The organism is Paenibacillus sp. FSL H3-0302 (assembly GCF_037982245.1).
In the GTDB taxonomy this organism is placed as follows: domain Bacteria; phylum Bacillota; class Bacilli; order Paenibacillales; family Paenibacillaceae; genus Paenibacillus_AQ; species Paenibacillus_AQ odorifer.
Genome location: NZ_CP150284.1, coordinates 4,768,249 through 4,790,291, shown reverse-complemented (window position 1 = coordinate 4,790,291; position 22,043 = coordinate 4,768,249). Strand labels below are relative to the sequence as shown.

General features: G+C 44.1%; 16 protein-coding genes and 1 riboswitch. Of the genes, 11 read left to right on the top strand and 5 right to left on the bottom strand.

Translation table 11 applies throughout. The annotated features are described in order from the left end of the window. The first annotated feature begins 33 nt into the window (after nucleotides 1–33). The 4 genes from MHH50_RS21315 (at nucleotide 34) to MHH50_RS21300 (ending at nucleotide 5,070) form a co-directional block, all read left to right on the top strand. A complete protein-coding gene (locus MHH50_RS21315; RefSeq protein WP_248548462.1) occupies nucleotides 34–1,062 on the top strand; it encodes an iron-hydroxamate ABC transporter substrate-binding protein in 1,029 nt (342 codons plus the stop codon). Nucleotides 1,063–1,218: 156 nt separating this feature from the next. Beyond that, entirely contained in the window at nucleotides 1,219–2,733 is a 1,515-nt protein-coding gene (locus MHH50_RS21310; RefSeq protein WP_139329852.1) for a spore germination protein, read from the top strand. Then, nucleotides 2,730–3,935 carry a Ger(x)C family spore germination protein gene (locus MHH50_RS21305; protein ID WP_339168922.1) on the top strand — a complete coding sequence of 402 codons (1,206 nt, stop codon included), beginning with the start codon at nucleotides 2,730–2,732 and terminating at the stop codon, nucleotides 3,933–3,935. Before MHH50_RS21310 ends, MHH50_RS21305 begins: the two co-directional genes overlap by 4 nt. Before the next feature lie 37 nt (nucleotides 3,936–3,972). Then, nucleotides 3,973–5,070, top strand: a complete 1,098-nt coding sequence (locus MHH50_RS21300) for a GerAB/ArcD/ProY family transporter (protein ID WP_339168920.1) — start codon at nucleotides 3,973–3,975, stop codon at nucleotides 5,068–5,070. A gap of 6 nt (nucleotides 5,071–5,076) precedes the next feature. On the opposite strand, the gene MHH50_RS21295 is transcribed toward MHH50_RS21300, so the two are convergent. The 3 genes from MHH50_RS21295 to MHH50_RS21285 all read right to left on the bottom strand — a co-directional run bounded on the left by MHH50_RS21295 (nucleotide 5,077) and on the right by MHH50_RS21285 (nucleotide 8,156). After that, nucleotides 5,077–5,307, bottom strand: coding sequence for a hypothetical protein (locus MHH50_RS21295; protein ID WP_076220622.1), 231 nt, complete (start codon nucleotides 5,305–5,307; stop codon nucleotides 5,077–5,079). A gap of 142 nt (nucleotides 5,308–5,449) precedes the next feature. Then, complete coding sequence (locus tag MHH50_RS21290) at nucleotides 5,450–6,466, bottom strand: ABC transporter substrate-binding protein (protein WP_339168917.1); 1,017 nt, start codon at nucleotides 6,464–6,466, stop codon at nucleotides 5,450–5,452. Nucleotides 6,467–6,569: 103 nt separating this feature from the next. Continuing rightward, nucleotides 6,570–8,156 (bottom strand): AraC family transcriptional regulator, encoded by a 1,587-nt coding sequence (locus MHH50_RS21285; protein ID WP_339168915.1) that lies wholly within the window; start codon nucleotides 8,154–8,156, stop codon nucleotides 6,570–6,572. 149 nt (nucleotides 8,157–8,305) lie between these two features. Between MHH50_RS21285 and MHH50_RS21280 the strand changes: the two genes are divergently transcribed. The 4 genes from MHH50_RS21280 to MHH50_RS21265 all read left to right on the top strand — a co-directional run bounded on the left by MHH50_RS21280 (nucleotide 8,306) and on the right by MHH50_RS21265 (nucleotide 11,983). Beyond that, on the top strand, nucleotides 8,306–8,665 hold the full coding sequence (locus MHH50_RS21280) for a (2Fe-2S) ferredoxin domain-containing protein (protein WP_340010768.1): 360 nt from the start codon (nucleotides 8,306–8,308) through the stop codon (nucleotides 8,663–8,665). Nucleotides 8,666–8,908: 243 nt separating this feature from the next. Then, the gene (locus MHH50_RS21275; RefSeq protein WP_076127413.1) at nucleotides 8,909–10,063 is read left to right on the top strand and encodes an AI-2E family transporter; all 1,155 of its coding nucleotides are present in this window, start codon (nucleotides 8,909–8,911) and stop codon (nucleotides 10,061–10,063) included. A gap of 19 nt (nucleotides 10,064–10,082) precedes the next feature. Continuing rightward, entirely contained in the window at nucleotides 10,083–11,555 is a 1,473-nt protein-coding gene (locus MHH50_RS21270) for a carboxylesterase/lipase family protein (RefSeq protein ID WP_340033353.1), read from the top strand. A 23-nt stretch (nucleotides 11,556–11,578) separates the two neighbouring features. Continuing rightward, on the top strand, nucleotides 11,579–11,983 hold the full coding sequence (locus tag MHH50_RS21265; protein WP_340033352.1) for a VOC family protein: 405 nt from the start codon (nucleotides 11,579–11,581) through the stop codon (nucleotides 11,981–11,983). Between the two features lie 48 nt (nucleotides 11,984–12,031). Here MHH50_RS21265 and MHH50_RS21260 read toward each other — a convergent pair whose 3' ends face one another. Both MHH50_RS21260 and MHH50_RS21255 read right to left on the bottom strand, forming a co-directional pair. Next, nucleotides 12,032–13,534, bottom strand: a complete 1,503-nt coding sequence (locus MHH50_RS21260) for an N-acetylmuramoyl-L-alanine amidase family protein (RefSeq protein WP_076192328.1) — start codon at nucleotides 13,532–13,534, stop codon at nucleotides 12,032–12,034. Nucleotides 13,535–13,741: 207 nt separating this feature from the next. Next, a complete protein-coding gene (locus tag MHH50_RS21255) occupies nucleotides 13,742–14,914 on the bottom strand; it encodes a substrate-binding domain-containing protein (protein WP_076281418.1) in 1,173 nt (390 codons plus the stop codon). 209 nt (nucleotides 14,915–15,123) lie between these two features. Next, nucleotides 15,124–15,272, top strand: a riboswitch (FMN riboswitch). Between the two features lie 126 nt (nucleotides 15,273–15,398). On the opposite strand from MHH50_RS21255, the gene MHH50_RS21250 reads away from it, so the two are divergent. The 3 genes from MHH50_RS21250 to MHH50_RS21240 all read left to right on the top strand — a co-directional run bounded on the left by MHH50_RS21250 (nucleotide 15,399) and on the right by MHH50_RS21240 (nucleotide 22,042). Then, nucleotides 15,399–16,355, top strand: a complete 957-nt coding sequence (locus MHH50_RS21250; RefSeq protein ID WP_076104422.1) for a DMT family transporter — start codon at nucleotides 15,399–15,401, stop codon at nucleotides 16,353–16,355. A 244-nt stretch (nucleotides 16,356–16,599) separates the two neighbouring features. Further along, on the top strand, nucleotides 16,600–20,157 hold the full coding sequence (locus MHH50_RS21245) for a glycosyl hydrolase 53 family protein (RefSeq protein ID WP_340033351.1): 3,558 nt from the start codon (nucleotides 16,600–16,602) through the stop codon (nucleotides 20,155–20,157). A gap of 178 nt (nucleotides 20,158–20,335) precedes the next feature. Then, on the top strand, nucleotides 20,336–22,042 hold the full coding sequence (locus tag MHH50_RS21240) for a histidine kinase (RefSeq protein WP_256717531.1): 1,707 nt from the start codon (nucleotides 20,336–20,338) through the stop codon (nucleotides 22,040–22,042). Nucleotide 22,043: the final 1 nt, after the last annotated feature.

Sequence of the window (22,043 nt, the reverse complement as noted above, 5' to 3'; positions counted from 1 at the left end):
CATGATAATATAAAGTCTCAAGGGGGATTTACATTGTACAAAATAATATCGTTAGGAAAAACAAGCATGATAGCCGTTATGCTTACGCTGGTGCTGCTGTTGAGCGCATGTGGACAAGCAGCTAATCAAGGGAATGCTCCAGCTAGCACGTCGGCTGAAGTGGCTAAAAGCACTAATAATGATTCTGTAGTTGCCAGCTCTGAGCCGGCTGCTGATGCAGAATACTGGACATACGAAAGCGATAAAGGCCCGGTGCAGATCCCGCGCAATCCACAAAGAGTTGTGATCCCGGTACAAGACTTTATTGGTGATCTTCTGACGCTTGGCGTGACGCCCATTGCCGTTGCCGGGAATGACATCCTGAACCATCCATATTTCAAAGAGGCGCTGACAGGTGTAGAAGTTGTAGGCGATGACATGACGGTGTCCCTGGAGAAAATAACGAGTCTCGAACCGGACTTGATTATCACTTATCAGGAAGATACCTATGAGCAAATCTCCAAGATTGCTCCAACGGTCTTTATTCCTTGGGGCAAATACGACTATAAGGAACGATTGATCGAAATCGGGAAAATCTTGAACAAGGAGCAGCAGGCTGTAAAGTGGGTGGAGGATTTCAATCAGAAGCTGGAAGCGAAGAAAGCGGAATTGTCTGATCTGATCGCAGCTGACAAAAAGGTGGCGATCTTTGAAATTGCCGGTAAAGAGCTGTATTTATATGGTTCGTCATATGGGCGTGGTGGAGAGATTATATATAACGGATTGGGGCTGCATGCACCCGATCTTGTCCAAGAGGCAGCCTTTAAAGAAGGCTGGGCTTCCCTCTCACTCGAAGCGTTGCCCGAGTACTTAGGAGAAGCTGATTATATCTTCCAAGGCTTCAGCCGTGGTGTGGAGCAGGATAAGCTGGACATTCTGGACAGTGTCTTCTGGCAAAGCCTACCTGCTGTTAAGGCGGGTCATGTATTCACCTACGATCTTAAAACGTATTATCTCTCCGATGCTTATGCGCTGGACAAGCAACTGGATGAGATAGTTACGTTGCTGAAGTCTCTTCAATAAGTTAATTTCAAAAGAGTATAAGGGGATGTTCACGGAGCTATAGTAGCTCAAGGACATCCCTTTTGCGTGTTCATATTCCAAGTTAAGCGAGGTTATAGATTCCATTTGTTGCATAAAAAAGCGGTGTAGAACAAATAGTATGAGCAGGAGGTGTTAATGATGGATCCCTTTAACTCTACTATTTTGGACGATAATCTTAAAGAGCTTCAAGAAAGGCTTGGCCATAGCCCTGATATTGTTATTCGTAGAATTAAATCCATAACCACACAGGTTGAGGTAGCTGCCGTATATATTGAGGGATTAATAGAAAAATTGAGGGTCAACGAGTTTGTGGAGCATGCGATGTCGTTTGATAAACTAAGTGAAGAACACCCGGTGGTAAAATCCGCTGAAGATATCTTTTTGTATATGAAAGAAGTGGCGAGAGGAATCGGAGAAGAACAGACGCTTGAAGATTGGGATGTGCTTTTTGAGGCTTTATTCTCTGGAGATACCATTCTTTGGGTCAACGGGATAAGGGAAGCTATCAGAGGGAATACAAGCGGCGGTGAGGTTAGAACGGTATCGGACGCTACAACTCAAGTAGCCATTCGTGGCTCCAAGGAAGGTTTCACAGAATCTATTGGGACGAATATCTCTCTAGTGCGCAGGAAAATAAAAAGCCCTAATCTCTGGGTAGAGTCGATGAAGATAGGTGACGTCACGCAAACGAATGTATCTATTATGTATATTCATGGAATCGTCAATGATAATACCTTACAGGAGCTCAGAACTAAGCTGCAAAGCATTGATATAGACGGGATTCTGGAATCTGGATACATTGAGCAATTTTTAGAAGACACTCCCTTTTCCCCATTCCCAACATTATATAATACGGAACGTCCTGACAGTGTTGCAGGAAATCTTTTAGAAGGACGAGTTGCTATTTTTGTGGACGGGACCCCGTTTGTGCTGATTGCACCTACAACCTTTTTTATGTTTTTACATGCCGTAGAAGATTATTACCAGCGTTATGATATTACGACTTTGATCCGATTATTGAGATTTATTTGCCTTGTTATTTCGTTATTTGGCCCAGCACTCTTTATTGCGATTCTAAATTTTCATCAAGAAATGATCCCAACAGCCCTACTTATTAACTTTGCTTCGCAAAGGGAGGGGGTTCCATTTCCGGCTTTTATTGAGGCTATGCTGATGGAATTTACTTTTGAGATTATACGTGAAGCAGGAATTCGTATGCCATCCCCTATAGGTCAAACTGTATCGATCATTGGGGGCTTAGTGTTAGGACAGGCAGCCGTACAAGCCGGTATTGTCTCTCCTGCAATGGTTATTGTAGTTTCACTTACAGGAATATCCAGCTTTGCTACTCCTGCTTTTAATATGGCTCTTTCCATACGCATCTTGCGTTTCATCATTATGTTTATCGCAGCCTTTATGGGGCTTTATGGAATAACGATCTTTACTTTTATTTTGGTTGCTCATATGTGCAGCTTGAAATCGTTGGGTTTTCCATATATGTCTCCGTTTGGTCCTTTTATCGCTGAGAATCAGAAGGACGCGATCTTGCGTGTGCCCTTGAAATATATGAAAACTCGGCCGCGTCTTATTAGCCAAAAAAATAATACTCGACTTAAGGTGAATGATGGAAAGCCGGGGAGTGGCAAATGAAGGTCGGATGGATGATGCGTTCATTTATTTGTATATGCTGCTTAATGTTGCTGACAAGCTGCTGGAACAGTCGGGAGTTAAACAATTTAGGCATTGTGACCGGTATAGGTGTGGATAAAGTGCCGAATAAAGAGGAATATCATGTTACTTTTCAGATTGTGAATCCATCCTCAACAGCCACAAGTGCAGGAGCTAGCACCGGACAACCCACGGTCACTATTTATTCTTCTACGGACCGTACGATCTTTGGTGCTTTTCGCAAGACTTCAAAAAAGGCGGCAAGACAGATGTTTTTTGCACACACGCAGCTATTAGTTTTAGGCGAATCTACAGTGAAGAGCGGTATTGATGGGATTTTTGACATCTTTGAAAGATCCCATGAGCTGCGGCTCAACACGAATGTTATTGTAGCCAGAGATACGGAAGCATCCTCTATTCTGAAACTATTGCTTCCCGTAGAAAGCCTGCCTGCAATTGGGATTATTAAAAAGAGTAAAAATACCGCTAGAATATATGGAGAAAGCCGGGATATCAATGTTTTTGAGCTAATTAATGGTATCAGTGGGGAAGGGTCAGTGGTGATATCCGGAGCCAGAATTCTTGGAGACGCTGAAGAAGGAACTAAAAAATCCGGGATGGAGCAAACTCAAGTAAAAGCACTTGTCACAATGAGCGGGCTAAGCGTATTGAAAAAAGGGGTTCTTCAGGGATGGCTGGATGGACCTCTTGCCCGGGGGGCACTGTGGGTACAGAACGAGATTAATGAAACCAGTATTAATGTAGATTCAGATGAGGCTAAAGATTCGATAGCTGTGAACATTAATTATTCAAAAACAAAAATTAAGATTGAACTCCGCAATAAAATACCCGTCATTCATGTGAATGTTGTGGAAGAGGGGACACTTAATGAGACTCAGAGTTATATTGAGCTAAGTGATAGAGAGGTAATCGTTCAATTGGAACAACAAGTGGCTCTTAAAACTAAACAGGAAATAACCCAAGCCTTACAGGCTGCTCAAACTATGAAATGCGATATTTTCAATTTTGGGAATGAACTGAAGCGCACAAATCCAAAAGCATGGGAGACTGTTAAGGACGATTGGGAGTCAGTGTTCGCGGAAGCGGAAGTCGACGTTTCTGTGGAGGCATATATTCGCAGTGTAGGAATGAGATTAGAGCCGCAATTGTTAAAGGAAAAATGACAGGGTTTAGTTGAGAAAGGTGGGAGAAGGCCACTTTATGAAAAAAGAAACCATCAGCGCGAGTCAATTATTTGCTTTGATTTTTTTGTTTGAATTGGGAACGGCCCTTGTGGTACCGATTGGACTTGAAAGTGGCCATGCTGTCTGGATTGCTATTCTGTTAGCTTTGCCCGGTGGACTTCTTTTGTATTTGATTTATGTTTATTTATACCGGCAATATCCGGGCATGATTATTAGCGGGTATACAAGAAAGATACTGGGCAATGTTATAGGCTGGCCGTTAAGCTTAACATACATTCCAATCCTTCTCTTCAATGGCTCCCGAAATCTGCATGAATCAGGTGAGTTGTTAATAGCTGCTTCTTACGACAGAACACCCGTGTTCATCATTTATGCAATGATGGTTGTTGCGGTAATTTACATCTTAAACAAGGGGATTGAGGTGTTTGCGCGGACAGCTGAGATTTATATGCTGATTATAATATTGTTGGGCTTGACCAGTTGCTTTTTGGTTATTGCCGCCGGACTTGTAAAACTAGATAACTTGTTTCCGTTACAGGCCTCGGATTGGAAGAATGCATTAAAATCAGCCTATCTGAATATATGGCTATTTCCGTTCGGGGAGATGGTATGTTTCACTACGATTTTACCTCATATCAAAAAAACCAAGGTAGCAAAAAGAACCGGAATCATCGCAATGACTTTATGCGGATTATTACTCAGTTTTACCCATGCCATCGAAATATCCGTTCTAGGAACAGAAATCTACAGTAGAGCCAATTTTCCGATGTTCACTACGATAACGTTAGTAAACCTGGCTAATTTCATTCAACGTTTGGACGCGCTTGTGCTCTTAACCTTAATCATTGGAGTATTTTTTAAAATGTCAGTATATTGCTATGCTGCAATGGTAGTCACTGCAGATCTATTCAAGGTGCAAGACAGCAGGAAGCTCGCTGTTCCCGTTGGTATTGTTGTTTTGTTCGGGGCTTTTATTAGTTCAGCGAATTATCCGATACATATGGACGAAGGAAGGATATTTCTGAAATATATTTTGCCGTATTTCTGTGCCGCTGTACCTATTCTCTTGTTTATCGTTCATTACATCCGCAGAAAATTAGGAAGCATAGGTTAGTTTATTTTATTTGATGGATTTATTGCTCCTATTTCGGATAGAGGATGTAATTGTATTAACAAAAGGTAAGGAGATAAAAACGAGCATAGTTATTGATTCCTGTATGCTTGTAGCTGCAAAGGAGTCATAGATCGTCCGCATTGAAGTGGTGAGGGTTTCTCCTGATAAAAGGTCGATGATTACTGCCATCAGCAACCCCATAAAAGCAAGCATGAAATATAGTGATAGTAATTTCATAATGATCAACTCCATTTGCTAGATTAATCTTAGGCTAAATGTATTATTACCTCTTGAGTGTTTTTGTAGTCAAAAGAAATAACAAATCCCCTACAGCTCCAACGTTGTTGGAAGCAGTAGGGGATTCTAATTTAAGCGCATTTTATTGTGTAAGCCAAGCAGCCAGCTCTTCGGTCTGGGATAACACGGCAATTGGATCATAGTACCAGGACCGTTCTTCTTTCCATACATAGAGATGGCCATTTTTGACAGCGGGTAGGCTACTCCAGATTGGATCAGCTTTGTAATCAGCTTCTGTACGGTTATTGGAAGTTAAGATAATATAATCTCCTGCGTATTTAGCGAGTGCCTCTGTAGAGATTTCCGCCCATTGCTTCTCCATAATTTCTGCGGCCACAGCTGTAGGGGGCTTGCGACCCAGCGCCTGATAGACAGGCTGTCCGCCTCGGCCAAAGTTATCGCCATAGGCCCAAATGGATTTGCCGCCGTCTTCCATGATGGAAAACGTTGCATCTGCAGGGAGTACTTTGTCTACTTTGGCTTTAGCTTCAGCTATCCGTTTGTCGTAATCTGCAAGCCAGCTTTTGGCTTCCTCTTCTTTACCAAGGAGTTCTCCGAAATAGGTTAATTCGGCATGAGCATCTTTCAGATCACCATATGGCACAACGATGGTTGGAGCAATTTTGCTTAGTGCTTCATAGCTTTCAGCTTGTCCAGAAATAATCAAATCAGGATTAAGTGCGATGATTTTTTCAGGTGACATTTTGCCGTAAGTTCCAGTGTCTGCAACTCCAGTAAGTGCCTCCTTAAAATACATATTCTCCAGTGTTAATCCGGGAGCACCAACAGGGATGGTATCTAGCGCAATCAGACTGCCCAGATATTCCTCAGCGACAATCCTTTTAGGTTGAACAGGAATTTCAATATCACCATTTATAGTAGTGACCTTTTTTAGAGCAGCTGTTTCCGTAGTTTCTGTTGGTTGACTAGTTTCGGTAGGTGCTGTAGTAGCCGATGATGTGTTGCTGGTGTTACTGCCAGTATTCCCCACAGAATTATTGGAATTCCCGCAAGCTGATACGACTAGAATTAATGCCAGCATGAGGGGAAAAAGAAGCCAATGGGATTGTTTGGTGCTATTTTTTCCTGGATTATGCAATTTGTTGTTCCTCCTATGTATATTGATTATCATTCTCAATAAGAACTTTACAAGCTTCACCGGGTATTTACTATGGACGGATATGATCTCAGCTTATGCAAATTTATGATGTCATTACCCGTAGCAATTCTTGAAGCTGTGCCTGTGAGGACAGTGGGTCAAATCCGTAGAACATATCACCTTGGTTCAGAATATATACCCGTCCGTTACGTACTGCATCTAATTGCTTCCAGGCTTTAGAATGTAGTAGGCGAGTAAAACGTTGTCTTCCCTCAGATGATGAAGGGATGCTGGTGATAATAATATGGTCAGCAGGGAACGATACGATATCCTCAATGGATGCCTCTAAGTACCCGGAATCTGTGATCCCTTTTTCAATAATTACGGAGGGGGGCTTGAAGCCAAGATCACCGTATAGAATTTGGCAACCTCTGCCGAAGCTGCTACTGAAACAGTAGGCGGATCGGGAGCTAACCTCCCACACGATAGCCGTACCTCTCTCCATTCCTATTGCATGGTTTAATAACCCGTTGGCGGTAAGACAAAGTCTGTCATAATGACTTAACCATTGTTCAGCACGCTGTCGTCGATTCACAACCTCGGCAATCAGAGCAAATTGCTCTCGCCAACTCATTTGCATAAAGGGCAGCTCAATAACCGGAGCAACAGGAGTCAGAATCTTATTGTCGGGTAGACTGTAGCCGATAATGACGTCTGGTTTTACCGCAGCTACTGAGTCATAGAGTAATGAAAATTTACCTTCGCTCATTTGAAGCTGCTTGGAAGCGGGAACTTGTTCCAAGCTATGCTGCCATTCGGAATAAACCCCGAGTTGAGGCATGATTTCCAGTACTCGCAGGCTAGCGGTGTGATTATAGTTCAAGGCAACGACCCGTTTATTCTTATTCTGGTAGGCTTTAGGTGAAACGCCAACAAGCTGCTTGAATTTTCGGCTCAAATAAGTTCCCTCTTCGTAACCAACCTCATGTGCCAAAGTAGTCAGATTGGGGGAACTGGTGAGAATTCGTTGCTGGGCTTTTCGGATTCTTAATAGTGTAATATAAGCACTGAAGGATAGACCTATTGATTTGCGAAAGGCTCGCGAAAAGTGCTCAGGGCTCACTTCAGCTAAAGCAGCCATTTGATCCCGTGTGATATCTTCATTGTAATGAGCTTCTATATACTCCGTCACTTGCTCCATCCAACTGCTTGATCTTTCTTTACGGGATGTCAGTTCACTATGAAGCTCCACTAGGAACTGGGTGAATAGCTGCTGGACCCTAAACGGCTTTTGCTTATCAGCGTCTATCCAAGCACTGTAAAGCTCACCTGCCAAGGCTGTCAAACGTGTAGAGGCATGGTGGACAGGGGAGTTGTCATTTATAAAAATGTCCTCATCTTTACTCTGGGGTATACAGGAATACTCCATCCATATCCCCTTTAACTGTAATTCAGGTTCCATCTTCAATAAAGAAGAACTACTAAGGGCTATTAAGCTTCCGGCCATGACCTTGTGTAGCTTACCGTCTATTTCAAGAAAACCTTTCCCATCCCAGATCATCATAAGGCTGGAATTAGTAGAAGAAATGTTTGAGGCTGTGTAGTTGGTTATTCCCGATAAGCTGATGACCCGAAGGGGCATATAAAAAGGATGGGATGAATAAGGCATCCCGTCGGATTGGATCTGCATGTAGTAATCCCCTTCTTTTCATTGATAATCATTCTCATTTATAGTATAACAGTCTTTCTTACTATTGACTATAATGATGCTTATGATAGTGTTTAAAATAATCCACGAACGGAATAGGGTTAGCTGATAAGAAGGGGTTGAAGTCATCCATGACGACCTGGAATTTACAAGGAACTGTAAGTCACTTATTAATATGTACCGGTAGCAGCTGCAAGAAACACAAAGGTGAAGAGGTAGCTGAAGCGATAGAAGATGAGATTGAGAAGCAGGGCGCACAAAGTCTTATACATACGACTGTGACCCGTTGTAATGGAAGATGTTCAGATGCTTGTGTGGTGATCGCTTATCCCGAAGGTGTGTGGTACAAAGAGATTACACCTAAGCTGGCGAAATCATTAGTGCGGAAACATTTGCAGGGGGAGAAGCTTGAAGATCACGTGTTATACACCTATGATGGACAATTGATTGCTTCAAATGAAAAGGACGCTAAAGGGAAAAAGAAAAAATAGCAAGGCTTGGGAGTACCTTTTAGTTGCGGTTCTAACCCTGTACAGAGGAATATCTCGTGCAGGGTTATTTATTTATAAACAGGGGAGGATTATGATTGAATCGGATCATGACCAGACTCGTAATAGGACTGTGTGCTTAATTAAGGACATCAAATTTGACTTGCAGGGCTAACGTTGACTATGCTATTAAAAAGTGAATGAAATAACACAGTATATATGATGGTTTATAGGGGAGAGGGTACGATGGAGAGGCTGCAGGTGTGGCCAGAGAAGTTCAAAAAATTTTTTCTGAATAATAAATTTGTAGTAGTGCTGCTCATTATGCTGCTGGTTGGAATTAATATTCTGGTATTCTCCAAAATACCGTTTATTTTTAAGCCGATATCAGTATTGCTGCACACCGTGGCCGCACCATTATTACTGGCAGGTATAGCTTATTATTTGCTGAATCCGTTGGTAGATCGGATGGAGAAAAGATCCCGAATAAAACGTGTATATGCAATAATCATCCTATATTTGTTGATTGCTGGTATCATCACGCTGGTTTTGTTTATGGTCATTCCAATTATACGGACTCAGCTATCAGGATTGATCGACAATTTTCCAAGGTATAGTGAATTAATTCAAGAACGGTTTATGGATCTGACCGGAACGGAGTTCTTTGGGCAAGTTCAAGACAGTATCGGAACGAACCTTAGTGAGATAACATCTAAGATAACAGCGTGGGGCAGTTCTTTTCTGAATAATGCCTTGACGGGTGTTGGCAGCTTTGTAGGAGCCCTTACAGAGATTGTCTTGGCGGTTGTAACGACGCCATTTATTTTGTTCTACTTGCTTCGCGATGGGAAAAAATTGCCGGATTATATTCTGAAGTTTGTACCTACTTCTCTGCAGCCGCAGACTCGTATGGTCATGTCGGAGATGAACAGTCAGGTATCCTCTTACATACGCGGGCAAATTATTGTCAGCTGCTGTATTGGTCTGCTGCTCTATATTGGCTATTTAATCATTGGTTTGGAGTACTCTCTCGTTCTGGCTATTGCTGCTGCTTGTACAGCAGTTGTTCCTTATCTGGGCCCGGCAATCGCGATTACACCTGCCCTAATTGTGGCGATGGTCACTTCTCCATTTATGCTGCTGAAGATGATTATCGTGTGGACGGCTGTTCAGCTGATTGAAGGAAAATTCATCTCACCACAGATCATGGGCAAGACGTTGAAGATTCATCCGATAACCATTATTTTTGTAATTATATTCGCAGGTAAAATGTTTGGGATTCTGGGGATTATCCTTGCAGTTCCGGGTTATGCGGTACTTAAGGTGGTATTTACACATCTTTTTGAATGGTTCCGGTTTCGATCCGGCTTATATAAACAGATTGAAGAGAATAAGGAATAATGTGAAAGGGTGAAATGTAATGGGAGGACCAATAGCAGTAACCTCTTACGGTAAGCTTCAAGGAATACAGGAGGGGGACGTGAACATTTGGCGCGGGATCCCTTTTGCAGCCCCACCTGTTGGAGAACTTCGGTTTCGTGCACCACAGCCACCAGAGGCCTGGGATGGGATTAGAGATGCTTCTGAATTTGGTCCAGTTAGTCATCAGCCAGCGGATACGAGAGGTACTCGGTTCGGTGGCAAGACGCCGCTTCATTCCGAGGATTGTCTGTATTTAAATATTTGGGCGCCAGCAGTTCATGATGAGCCCCTGCCTGTTATGTTCTGGATTCACGGGGGGACGTTTGTGACCGGGGCTGGAAGTCAGCCGCAGTTTGACGGCACAAGCTTCGCTGAGCGAGGCAAAGTAATTTTAGTGACCATTAACTATCGGCTGGGTCCATTTGGATTCATGAATTTGTCTCCATTTGGCCATGGGATTGCTTCTAATCAAGGATTATTGGATCAAATTGCTGCGCTGGAATGGGTAAAACTGAATATTGCTGCTTTTGGCGGGGACCCGCAGCGGGTAACTGTATTCGGAGAGTCAGCAGGGAGTATGAGTATCGCAGCCCTTTTGGCTATGCCAGCAGCGAAGGGGTTGTTCGCTGGCGCGATTATGCAAAGTGGGGCTGCTCAGACGCTGCCTAACGAGCAAGGAAAGTACATTGCAGCTGCACTGCTAGCTGAATTAGGGATTGCCCCAGATGGAGATGCCAGTCTTCTGCAAACATTTTCTTCTGAACAAATTATCGATGCAGCCGCAAGAATGACTAAAAAGTTAACGGGTGGCTCAATTGGCATGTTATTTCAGCCTGTCATTGATGGGGATATACTTCCTGTAGAACCTGCACAGGCTGTGGCAGAAGGATCGGCACATGGTATTCCGCTATTGATCGGAACCAATCGTGATGAGGGCAACTTGTTCTTCAGAGAAGAATCACCTGAGGCAGACTTTGACGAATCACTCAAGGCGCTGGAGCAGATGATGGGTACTGGGAGTCTGAAGGAAATTGCTAACCATTATTCTTCCACCTGGGAGGGACAAGCTGAAATTCTAACGGATCTTTACTTCTGGGCAACCTCGGTGTCTCTGGCGGAAAACCAATTGAATTATGCACCAGTCTGGATGTACCGTTTTGACGGCACGATCTCAGGTCATCCTTTGTTAAATAAAGCTGTGCATAGTGCAGAAATCGTTTATGCCTTTAATAATCTATCTCATCTAACCCATCTTAGGGCAGAAATTAATCCAACGATGCAGAAGTTGGCTGAAGTTATGCATGACGCTTGGATTGCTTTCGCTCATCAAGGAAATCCGGCTACAGCAGAGAGGGTATGGCCGAAATACAATCTGGAGGAACGGGCTACCTTGATCTTTGATGAAGATACGCATGTAGCTTATGATCCTGAGTCAGAGAAACGCAAAAGAATTGTCACTATGCTGGCTTAAGAAGATTGAGAGGCTGAATAAAGATGCAGGTAGAAGGTTTTAACCATGTGACCGTAAATGTCAGTGATTTAGCAAATTCCCTGAATTTCTACACAGGAATTCTGGGCCTTCAGCTAGTTCATAGAGGTAAAACTGATGCTTATCTGGAATGGGGAAGTGCCTGGATATGTCTTCTTGAAAAGCCTGATTATATGGCGATTGCAGATAAAGGGGTTGGGGTAGATCACATCGCTTTTAGTATTGCAGAGGAATATTTTGAGGAAGCCGTCCAAGGATTGCTAACCCAGAATGTGCCCATAATTAGAGGACCAATCAAACGGGGAATAGGCTGGACGGTCAATTTTCTAGATCCAGATGGTATACAGCTAGAGCTGCATACCTCGAATCTGCGGGAACGAATGAGTGTTTGGAACACTGCTACTGAATAAAAGATGGGTGTCCTATCAGCCTAAACGGCTAATGGGACACCCATTTTTTTAACGACCTAAATATTCTTTGATTCCTAAAACTACTGCTTCGGCTATTTTATTTTGGATGTCCGGGGTAAACAGCAATGCTTCATCCTTGGTATTGCTTAAGTAACCACATTCTAATAATATTGCTGGCATTTTGGTTTCTCTTGTTACATGATAGTTAGCTTGACGAACCCCTCGGTCCTGCAGTCCTGTAGCAACTGCGAGGTATTTGTGAACGGTTTGAGCGAATAATAAGCTATCATTGCGTGTGTAATAGGTCTCTGTGCCACTAGGGTTACTTTTACTGCCCGCCGGAATACTATTGGCATGAACAGAGATAAATAGATCGGCTTTTACATTGTTGGCGAGGTTAGATCTGTCCTGTAGAGTTGGGTATGTATCGCCACTGCGCGTGAGTATAACCTCGATATTTGGTTCTTTCTTTAGTAATTCTGCAATTTTCAGTGCTGTCGGTAAGGTGAAATCTTTCTCTTTAAGCTTGTTAACACTTGAACTCCCTGGATCTTTCCCACCATGTCCTGCATCGATGACGATTATCTTCTTGTCTGTGTTGCCGGTAGAAGGTGGAGGAGTTATAACCGGTACTTCTGGTAAGGTGGTTTCAGGAAGCGTAACGCTAGTCCCATTAAGATCCACAATAATAAGTCCATCATTAGCATTTATCAGACTGTAGCTATTAGCGCTGTTTAGATCAATTACGATCCGAATGGTAGATGGGGAACTGCTGAATAATGAATAGCGAACGGCAGAGACATTAGGATAGTCAGTAACCGTTAACTGTCCGCTTTGGTTCTTTCCTACGGACAGATTCTGATGGAAGTCGGTTCCAAAGCCAGTATTCGGTAAATCCACGACAATTCGGTCTTTGTCTGTCATAGTGAACACGGTAGGTTTTATACTGCCGTTCACTGCAATAACCAGCTGGTTATCGATGAAGCTTAGATTGGTGACTGTAGCTACTGAGCTATTCCCTTCATTTGCTGTATTCCCGTTTGATCCGTTGTCTGAAGGTGCTGTTGGAGTGGGTTGTGGAACCGTAATTTCCGGATCGCTTCCCCCAATCTCAGGTACTGGAGAGGTTAAATATACGGTTTTGGTTACATTGTCCCAACCGACAGTAGTTCCTGTCTGTTCCCCAACAAATCTTAAAGGAACAAGGGTTGTGCTGCCACTGAGAAACGGAGGATTGTCCAGTTTGACTTGTTTCCCTGAAGCTTCTGCCATCGTATTATCCACGATCAGCTTTAAAGTAGTTCCCTTTTGCTCAATGATCGCCGTCTTGGTCACATTATCCCATTTCACGGTATAACCAAGCTGTTCCGCAACAACACGAAGAGGAACCATTACACTGCCATTTACAATTTGTACCTGTGCTTCTTTTGAAATCTTAAGATCGTTGCCGTCTAGGTTGATGTGTGTTTCCGCAGAGCCGGCATAACCAGTTCCTGGATGAACCAGCACCAACAAAAGCAGCAGTAACGCCAAAAAACCAAACTTTTTCATCTGCAATCCCTACCATCCCCGTTTATTGGTCTCTAGCAATTCTTACTTTTTCTTCCTTTGATGCCGTTTAAGGCTCGTATAAAGTATAAACGACAATAGTTTCCAAAAGTTGCGCTCTACAACAGATAAAAAGGAAAATTTTCGGTATAAAAATAGAAAAAGAGCCTTCCCAAACATTTGGGATAGCTCTCATTTGCTAGAGAGATTTTATTTTAACGATGTATAACCTGTTTTCTCTACCAATTTCTGACCTTGAGCAGATTGAATCCAATCCAGAAAGGACTGAATATTAGGGTTGTCGCTTCCCGCGGTCACTGCATAAAATTCTGTTGCCAAAGGGTACTGTCCACTACGAATACTTTCCTTGTCTGGTTGGATACCATCGATGGCCAGCAGGGCTATTTCCCCGTTTCGATTCATTTCTGAGGCGTAAAATAAGAAGCTGTAGCCCAGTGCATTTTTATAGTTGCGATAGCTGGAGGTTTGTTGAATGATACCGCTCATAATATCCGCTACGTCTTCTTGAGGCGGCTTCATGAGTGGAGTGTCCTTCATAAACTTTTGCAACATCGTCTGGCTTCCGCTATCTTCAGGTCGTTGAAAAGCACGGATTCGGTTATTAGCTCCGCCTACATCTTTCCAATTTGTGACCTTGCCTGCGTAAATATCTTTAAGTTGAGCGGTGGACAGTCCGGTTACGTCGTTTCGTTTGTTTACAAAAAATACGAAGGCCTCGCGGCCGATCGGCGTAAGCTTCAGTTCGACACCTTTTCTTTTAGCTTCTTTTTGTTGTGCAATTGACGGAGCCGCTACAAATATAATATCGGTTTCTCCTTCAATTAATCTCTTGTAAGCTTCAGGCGTGCTGCTGCAAATTACTTGACTTGTTTGAAAATCATACGGATTATAATAACCCTCAGGATAAGTAGATTGAACGAAAGCTGAATACAGTGGATAAAGTGCGGTTGCGCCGTCCAATCTTGGGAGATCGCTATCGATATGATAGGAAGAAGGCTCGTCCAGATTCACTGCTTTGGTCTTCTCAGCAAAGGGTTCATACTGTAGCAGATTAACCTCCCGATCATCGACCATGGCAATTCTGTTGACGTACGCTTGCTTGATCTCATATCCTGCGGTCGCGAGCAGACTAAGTCCGAGGATAGATAACAATACAATATTGCTTGTTCTTCGGGACAATACATTAAATATGATGAGTACAACATAGATGGCTAATACGATCGCTAAGATCGCCACAAGTGGGGTATAAAACAGCAGTCCTCCGTAAAGCGCAGTAATTATAGCACCTATGAATCCTAAAAAAGCTATTCCTCCAACGGCAAAAATGGAGAACAATAATTTCGTCCAGAATGCTTCTTTCATAACAACCTCCTCGACATGATTACTAAACTATGGAAAAATCAACATAATTTCATTATACAGAAGTTTTTTGGATGAAGCAGTAGAACAATTACGAACAAACATGTAATAAAATGCTGCGAAACATGAAAGTAATGTGTACATTTTCATAAAGTACTGGACGAATGGCTTGAAGAGGTTTATTCTGAGATTGTGAAAAAAACAACGGAATACAAGATTCTCGGGGTAGGGTGAAATTCCCGACCGGCGGTAATGTTCAAAGCGAACTGAGCCCGCGACTCACTTGTTCTGCTTGCAGAGAAGTGACTGATCTGGTGTAAATCCAGAGCCGACGGTAAAGTCCGGATGGGAGAGGATCATAAGATAAAGACGCTAGGAGTCTATCCTTGTACGTCTTTATTGATAATGCCCCCGAGTTTACCTATTTGGTAATTCGGGGGTTTTTGGTCTCTTATCGAGGGTTTGTATCGACAAGGAGAAGGAAATTATGAGTAATGTTACAGCTTCATCATCAACTAAGGTTGGCAGTACATCAGCGCTACGCAGTGGATTTTGGCTCGTTGTGATTGGTGCAGCATTATGGGGCGTTGATCCGCTCTTTCGTATCATCCTGTTAAAATCCTTAACCTCATCGCAAATTGTTCTTCTGGAGCATGTGGTGCTTTTCTTGGCTGCTTCACCTGTTCTTTGGCGTCACCGGGCGGAGCTTAAAGGAATTGGATTTCGCCAGATTGGTGCTTTATTGATTGTTTCATGGGGAGGCTCTGCCGGGGCGACGATTCTATTTACGATGGCACTTTCCAGTGGGGATTTGAATGCAGTGCTGTTACTGCAAAAGCTTCAGCCAATATTCGCTATCGGTCTCGCTGCTTTAATTCTTAAAGAACGTTTGCCAAAAAATTTCGGACCACTCATTGTGTTGGCGCTGGTAGGAACCTATCTGCTGACCTTTGGCTGGAGTATCCCTTTCGGACATGTGAATAACTTTATTGGGGTTAGCAGTCTGATGGCCTTGGGAGCAGCTGCACTGTGGGGGGGATCGACAGTCATGGGACGTTATCTGCTCGGTTCTATGAAATATGAGACAGTGACTTCGCTGCGGTTTATCCTTGCGCTTCCTTTACTTTTCGTTATTACTACGCTAGAAGGTGCCCCGTGGCAGATTCATGGCGGGTTTGGTGCATCGGCAGCTATTGCGGTTAATCTATTGCTGCAAGCTTTGCTGCCAGGACTTCTTAGTATGTTGTTGTATTACAAAGGACTTAGCACGACCAAAGCTTCCTTCGCCACATTGGCTGAACTCAGCTTTCCTATGACGGGAGTAATCATCAACTGGATTGTGTTCCAACAGCTGGTCACTATCCCGCAGATTCTCGGATTTGCCTTGATCTGGGTCGCTTTATTCTTTTTATCTAATCAACAGTCCAAACCACAAACGCTCTGAGCAGATTGAAGTGGAATGGTTCTACCTATATAAAGATGATTCGAAGCGGTATGGCTTTCGGATCATCTTTTTTTGTATGTGATTTTACTCCTTGCTTAGATCAAATCGACTGCAAAAACTGCTGAAATGTTTCTAACGTAACATATAGCAGAGTTAATAAAGCGTTTACAATTAGGGAGTGCACAAAATGACTGTGCTGCTGAGTACATAATCCATGATTAAATTATTTAGGAGGAAGCAGACATTGAAGAAATCATTTGTATTATTTATGATTCTGACCTTTCTTATTTCCCCTTTTACGTTTGGGCAGTCTGCTCAAGCGGCAGGAGATGAGAATATTGCCCTAGGAAAGCCTGCTATATCCGATAGTGAGCTTGCAGGATATGAAGCGGGTAACGCAGTAGATTCCGATGAATGGAACACACATTGGACGGCGAATGACGGGAGCTTTCCTCATTGGCTGGAAGTAGATTTGCAAGGTGCATATGATTTGTCAGGTGCAACCGTCATCTGGAATGCATGGAGTTACATTAATCAATATACGATTGAAGTATCACGTGATCATAAGGTATGGACAACAGTTGTGGACAAAAGTCAGAGCAGCAGTGTAGAGCAAACTCAGTACAATGCTTTTAAGCTGCGGAATGTTTCTTATGTAAGGGTCAACCTGACCGGCATCAACGGTGGAAAATGGGCAGCCATTAATGATCTGAAGGTCTGGGGTGTTCCCGCAGCCAGCGCGCCGCATGAGCCGGCACAGGGTGAAATACAAACTGTTCTGCCAGTACGGTTGGACACGGAAATTGGGCAAGCCCCTGAGCTTCCAAGTGTTGTAACTGTGGTATATAGCAATTCTGACACGGAGGATGCTCAGGTTGCTTGGGATGTGATCCCACCAGCAGAGTATTCCCGTCCCGGAACCTTTACAGTAAGCGGTTCTATCTCAGGTACTGTGCAGAAGGCAGTGGCGAAGGTAACAGTAGTAGGTGACAGCAGCACGCCTATTGTTGGATTTGAGAGTATAAATGTCAGCACAATTACGGATGTGCCTGCTTTATTGCCATCAGCGGTAACGGCTATATACGAAGATGGGTCAAGCAAACAGCTGCCTGTAACCTGGGATGACCTTACTGAAGCGGAGTACGCGGTTGAAGGAACTTACAGCGTAATGGGGAAAGTTGCAGGGACAGACCTACAACCCACAGCTGATATTCAGGTTACTCCGCTTGTGCTGCAATCCGGGTTCATAAAAGGTGCGGACATTTCCACACTGGAAGCGATTGAGGATGCCGGTGGAAAGTATTACGACAATGGAGTAGAAAAGGATTTGCTGGATATTCTTAAAAGCCGGGGTGTAAATTACATTCGGCTGCGTTTATGGAATGATCCTCAGGAAGCTGGTGGCTATAATGACCGTGAGCATGTTGTGGAAATGGCGCAGCGTGTCAAAGCCAAAGGCTTTAAGCTGTTGCTTGATTTCCACTACTCTGATTTCTGGGCTGATCCCGGAAAGCAAAACAAGCCGGGAGCATGGGCGGATTACTCCTATGATGAATTGAAGCAAGCGGTATATGACTATACCAAAGATGTTATGGATGAGCTAAAAGAAAAAGGAGCTTCACCCGATATGGTCCAAATCGGAAATGAGATTAATGGGGGCTTGTTATGGCCTGATGGCAAATCCTATGATCAAGAGAATGCTTTTGAGAAGGTTGTTCCGCTTCTGGAGAGCGGAGTGAAGGGAGTTAGAGACAGCGAGGGTGCAGGTCAGGATATCAAAATTATGATCCATCTTGCTGAAGGTGGCAAAAATGATATGTTTCGTTGGTTCTTTGACGAATTAACGCAGCGGAATCTTGATTATGATGTGATCGGCGCGTCCTTTTATCCGTATTGGAGCGGAACGATGGATAGCCTGCAGTTTAACTTGGACGATATCTCTAAACGATATGGTAAAGAAGTGATTGTGACGGAAACCGCGTATCCTTACACGCTGGAGGACGGCGACAATTTTGAGAATAACATCGCCCGCCAAGATCAGCTAGACGGCAGTGGCTTCCCAGCTACGGTTGCAGGTCAAATGGCTGAGGTCAAAACAGTAATGAATGTATTGTCCAAAGTACCCGATGGTAAAGGAACAGGCTTGTTCTATTGGGAACCAGCTTGGATTCCAGTGCAAGGTGTAGGCTGGAAGGTAGGCGAAGGAAATGCTTGGGAGAATCAGGCAATGTTCGATTTTGCAGGGAATGCACTCTCTTCATTAAATGTCTTCAAAACCCCGGTGGCCGGTGAGGGGGGCGAAGAGGAACCCGGAACGGGAGGGAATCCCGGCACTGGCGGGGAACCCGGAACGGGAGGGAATCCTGGCACTGGCGGGGAACCCGGAACGGGAGGGAATCCTGGCACTGGCGGGGAACCCGGAACGGGAGGGAATCCCGGCACTGGCGAGGAACCCGGAACGGGAGGAAATCCTGGCACTGGTGAAGAACCCGGAACGGGAGGAAATCCCGGCACTGGTGAGGAACCCGGAACGGGAGGGAATCCTGGCACTGGTGAAGAACCCGGAACAGGGGTTAATCCTGATCCTATCATCACCGTCAGAGATTCAAGCGTTGTAAATTCAGCAAATAAAGCAGTGGTCGAACATACAGCGGCAGGACAACTTCAGGTGAAGGCACAAGCAGGAATTTCCGGCATAGCTGAGATCACGCTAAGTATAGAGGATATCAATAAGGCGCTGTCGACGCTTCCGGCGGATGGAAAACTGGTTATTTCTGTTCTGCCATCGACGGGAGAGCTTAAGGGAGCAGTCGTTCATCTTCCGTTGAGTTCTATACTAGAGCAGGGCAAACATCCTCAAATAGTAATTGTATATGGGACGGCCTCTGTTACGGTTTCTACGGAAGCTAGTGCAGGAATTATTAAGACGGGAGCTAAGGAACTAACGCTCTCACTGGTTCAGGTAGCTACGCCAACCTTGCCTTCACCATTGGTAACTGGAGCAAAAGACTACCCGGCCTATAACATCCATGTGTCAGTAGACGGGACTTCTATCGATGTTTTCAAAAAAGGAGCAATATCGGTAGCCTTCCACTACAAGCTGAAGCTCGGGGAGCAGAGCCAGCGGATTGCTGTTTATTCGATACTTGCTGATGGAAAACTCGAAGTTATCAAAGCTGTGCGGTACAACCCAACCGCGGAACAGATTGTGTTTAATCCAAGTCATTTCAGCATTTATGCTGCGGGGTACGCAGAGGTGGGGTACACAGATTTAAAAGCAGCAGATTGGGCCACGTTAGCGATTGAATCCTTGACGGCTAAAGGGATCGTGCTAGGAATAGGAAACGGGATCTTTAATCCGCAAGGGGAGGTTACACGCGCTGAATTTGTCAGCATGCTGCTGTCCGCGCTGGAGTTAAATGCAGAAAGAGGAACAGGCAGTTTTAAAGATGTGAACCTTGATGCGTGGTATAGCTCTGCTGTGAATACTGCTGGGAAATTGGGTGTTGTACAAGGACATGCGGATGGCACTTTTGGCCCGAATGATAAATTGTCCCGTGAAGAAATGGCAGCTATTTCATACCGTGCGCTTAAGTTGGCGGAGAAAGTGAACGGTCAGACGGATGTGAACGTTATTTCTTTTAAAGATAAAGACCTGATCTCGTTGTATGCCAGTGAAGGGATAACAGCGCTTGCGCAGGCTGGGATTATCAATGGATTCGAAGATGGCAATTTCCGCCCGCAAGCCCATACAACACGCGCTGAAGCGGCTTACATCATACTCAATCTTTTGCAGCAATAATAGGCAGACAGGCAATAACTGTGCTCGAAAAGGCAGTTAGGGCCTGTCTTTACCACATTTTTTAGATATTTATCTTTTCGCAAGTAGGGATTGTTTGTACAATAGGGGCTATGACATTTGAGCCGGAGAGTGAAGGAACGTGTATAGATATAATTTATTTACCAAAATCGTGAGTATCATGGTCATTATGCTGATCCCGATAACCATCCTTTACTTCTATTCCAATAAAACGACCACGGATGTGCTGCGTACGGAGTTAAATACTTCGAATAATAATCAGCTTAGTTTTTTTCAGAATCAGGTAGAAAGTAATATGGAGTTATTGTCCTCGTGGCCGATTCTGCTGATCCATGATCCTGATATCCTCAGCCTTAAGGATACTTATCTGGAAAAAGGGCGTTTGAATCTGGATACGATAAACCTGATCAAACGGATTCAGACCAAAATCAGCATTCAAGAAAGCTCCTCCAATTGGAAGAGTAAGCTATATTTATACTCCCCGTCCATTCATCGTATGGTGTCTGAAAATGATGCGAAGTTATACGAAGATGAGGATCTGAAGCGGGAAGTGAAGTCGGGCTGGCATGTGGAGAAGATTGAAGGGCAGGAGGGTGACCGCTTCGTATTCTCATGGTTTTCTTTTACACCTTTTATGTCAGAATTCGCTCCGGAAAAAGTCAAAACGGTTATGAAGGTAGAGTTCGACAGCCGGAACATAGAGGATATGCTGGATAAATTCAAAAGTGATGGCAGAAGAGATCCTTTTTATTATAAGCAGGGAACAGGACTTATTTTTAACCGCAGTGCCGACAAGGTGTTAGCTAAAGAATTGGTAGACAGGCTGGAAGAGACCCAGCTGAAGCCTAGTGAGAATCGCACGGTCAAAATAGAAGGTGAATCCTACAGTGTAAATATCGTCTATTCGGACAAAATGGGCTGGTATTTGATCGACTATATGCCGCTGACTGAAATCCTACATCCGATCCTGACCTCTAATCGTTTATTTTATTTTGCGATCAGTGCTTTGTTGTTAATGAGCTGTCTCGTAGCCTATCTATTATATGTTCAAGTGCAGGTGCCTATAAGGTTATTGGTTGGAGGCTTTCAACGGTTGAAGCAAGGGGATTATTCTGCGCGAGTGGAGATTAAAGGGAAGAATGAATTCAGCTTCCTGTCCGGCCGGTTTAACAGTATGGTAGAACAGATTCAGATGCTGATCGAGAATGTGCTGATGGAGAAAATCCATGTTCGCGAAGCCCGCTTAAAGCAGCTTCAATCACAGATAAATCCACATTTTTTCTATAATTGCTTCTCTTTTATTACAAGTATGGCGAAGCTCGATAATATGGGGGCAGTCGTTGGGATGTCGCATAATTTGTCCCGATATTACAGATACACCACTCGTCAGGAACGTGATTTGGTTGCGCTGTCTGAAGAGGTGGAATTTGTGAATCATTATCTGGAGATCCAGAAGATGAGGATGAGCAGACTTCGTTATGAGATCAATATCCCACCGCAAATGCGCAAAAGAGAGCTTCCGCCGCTCGTACTGCAGCCTTTGGTGGAGAATGCGGTTATACATGGAATTGAGCCCGTCGCCAAAGAGGGACTGGTGCGGATTACGGGTTCCTGTGCAGGCAGAGAAATGACGCTTACGGTTGAGGATGATGGTCAGGGCATGACGCCAGAGAGAATTATAGAACTGGAAAATAAACTAAGCAGGGCGATGGATGAAGAAATGGGCTGCGGTTTATGGAATGTGCATCAGAGAATGCGGCTGCGTTTTGGGGAGACGTCTGGCTTGCGCATCTCGCCTTCTCCGCTTGGAGGATTACAGGTGACACTGCAGTGGTTGCTGCCCTACACAGACAATGAAATGGAATGAC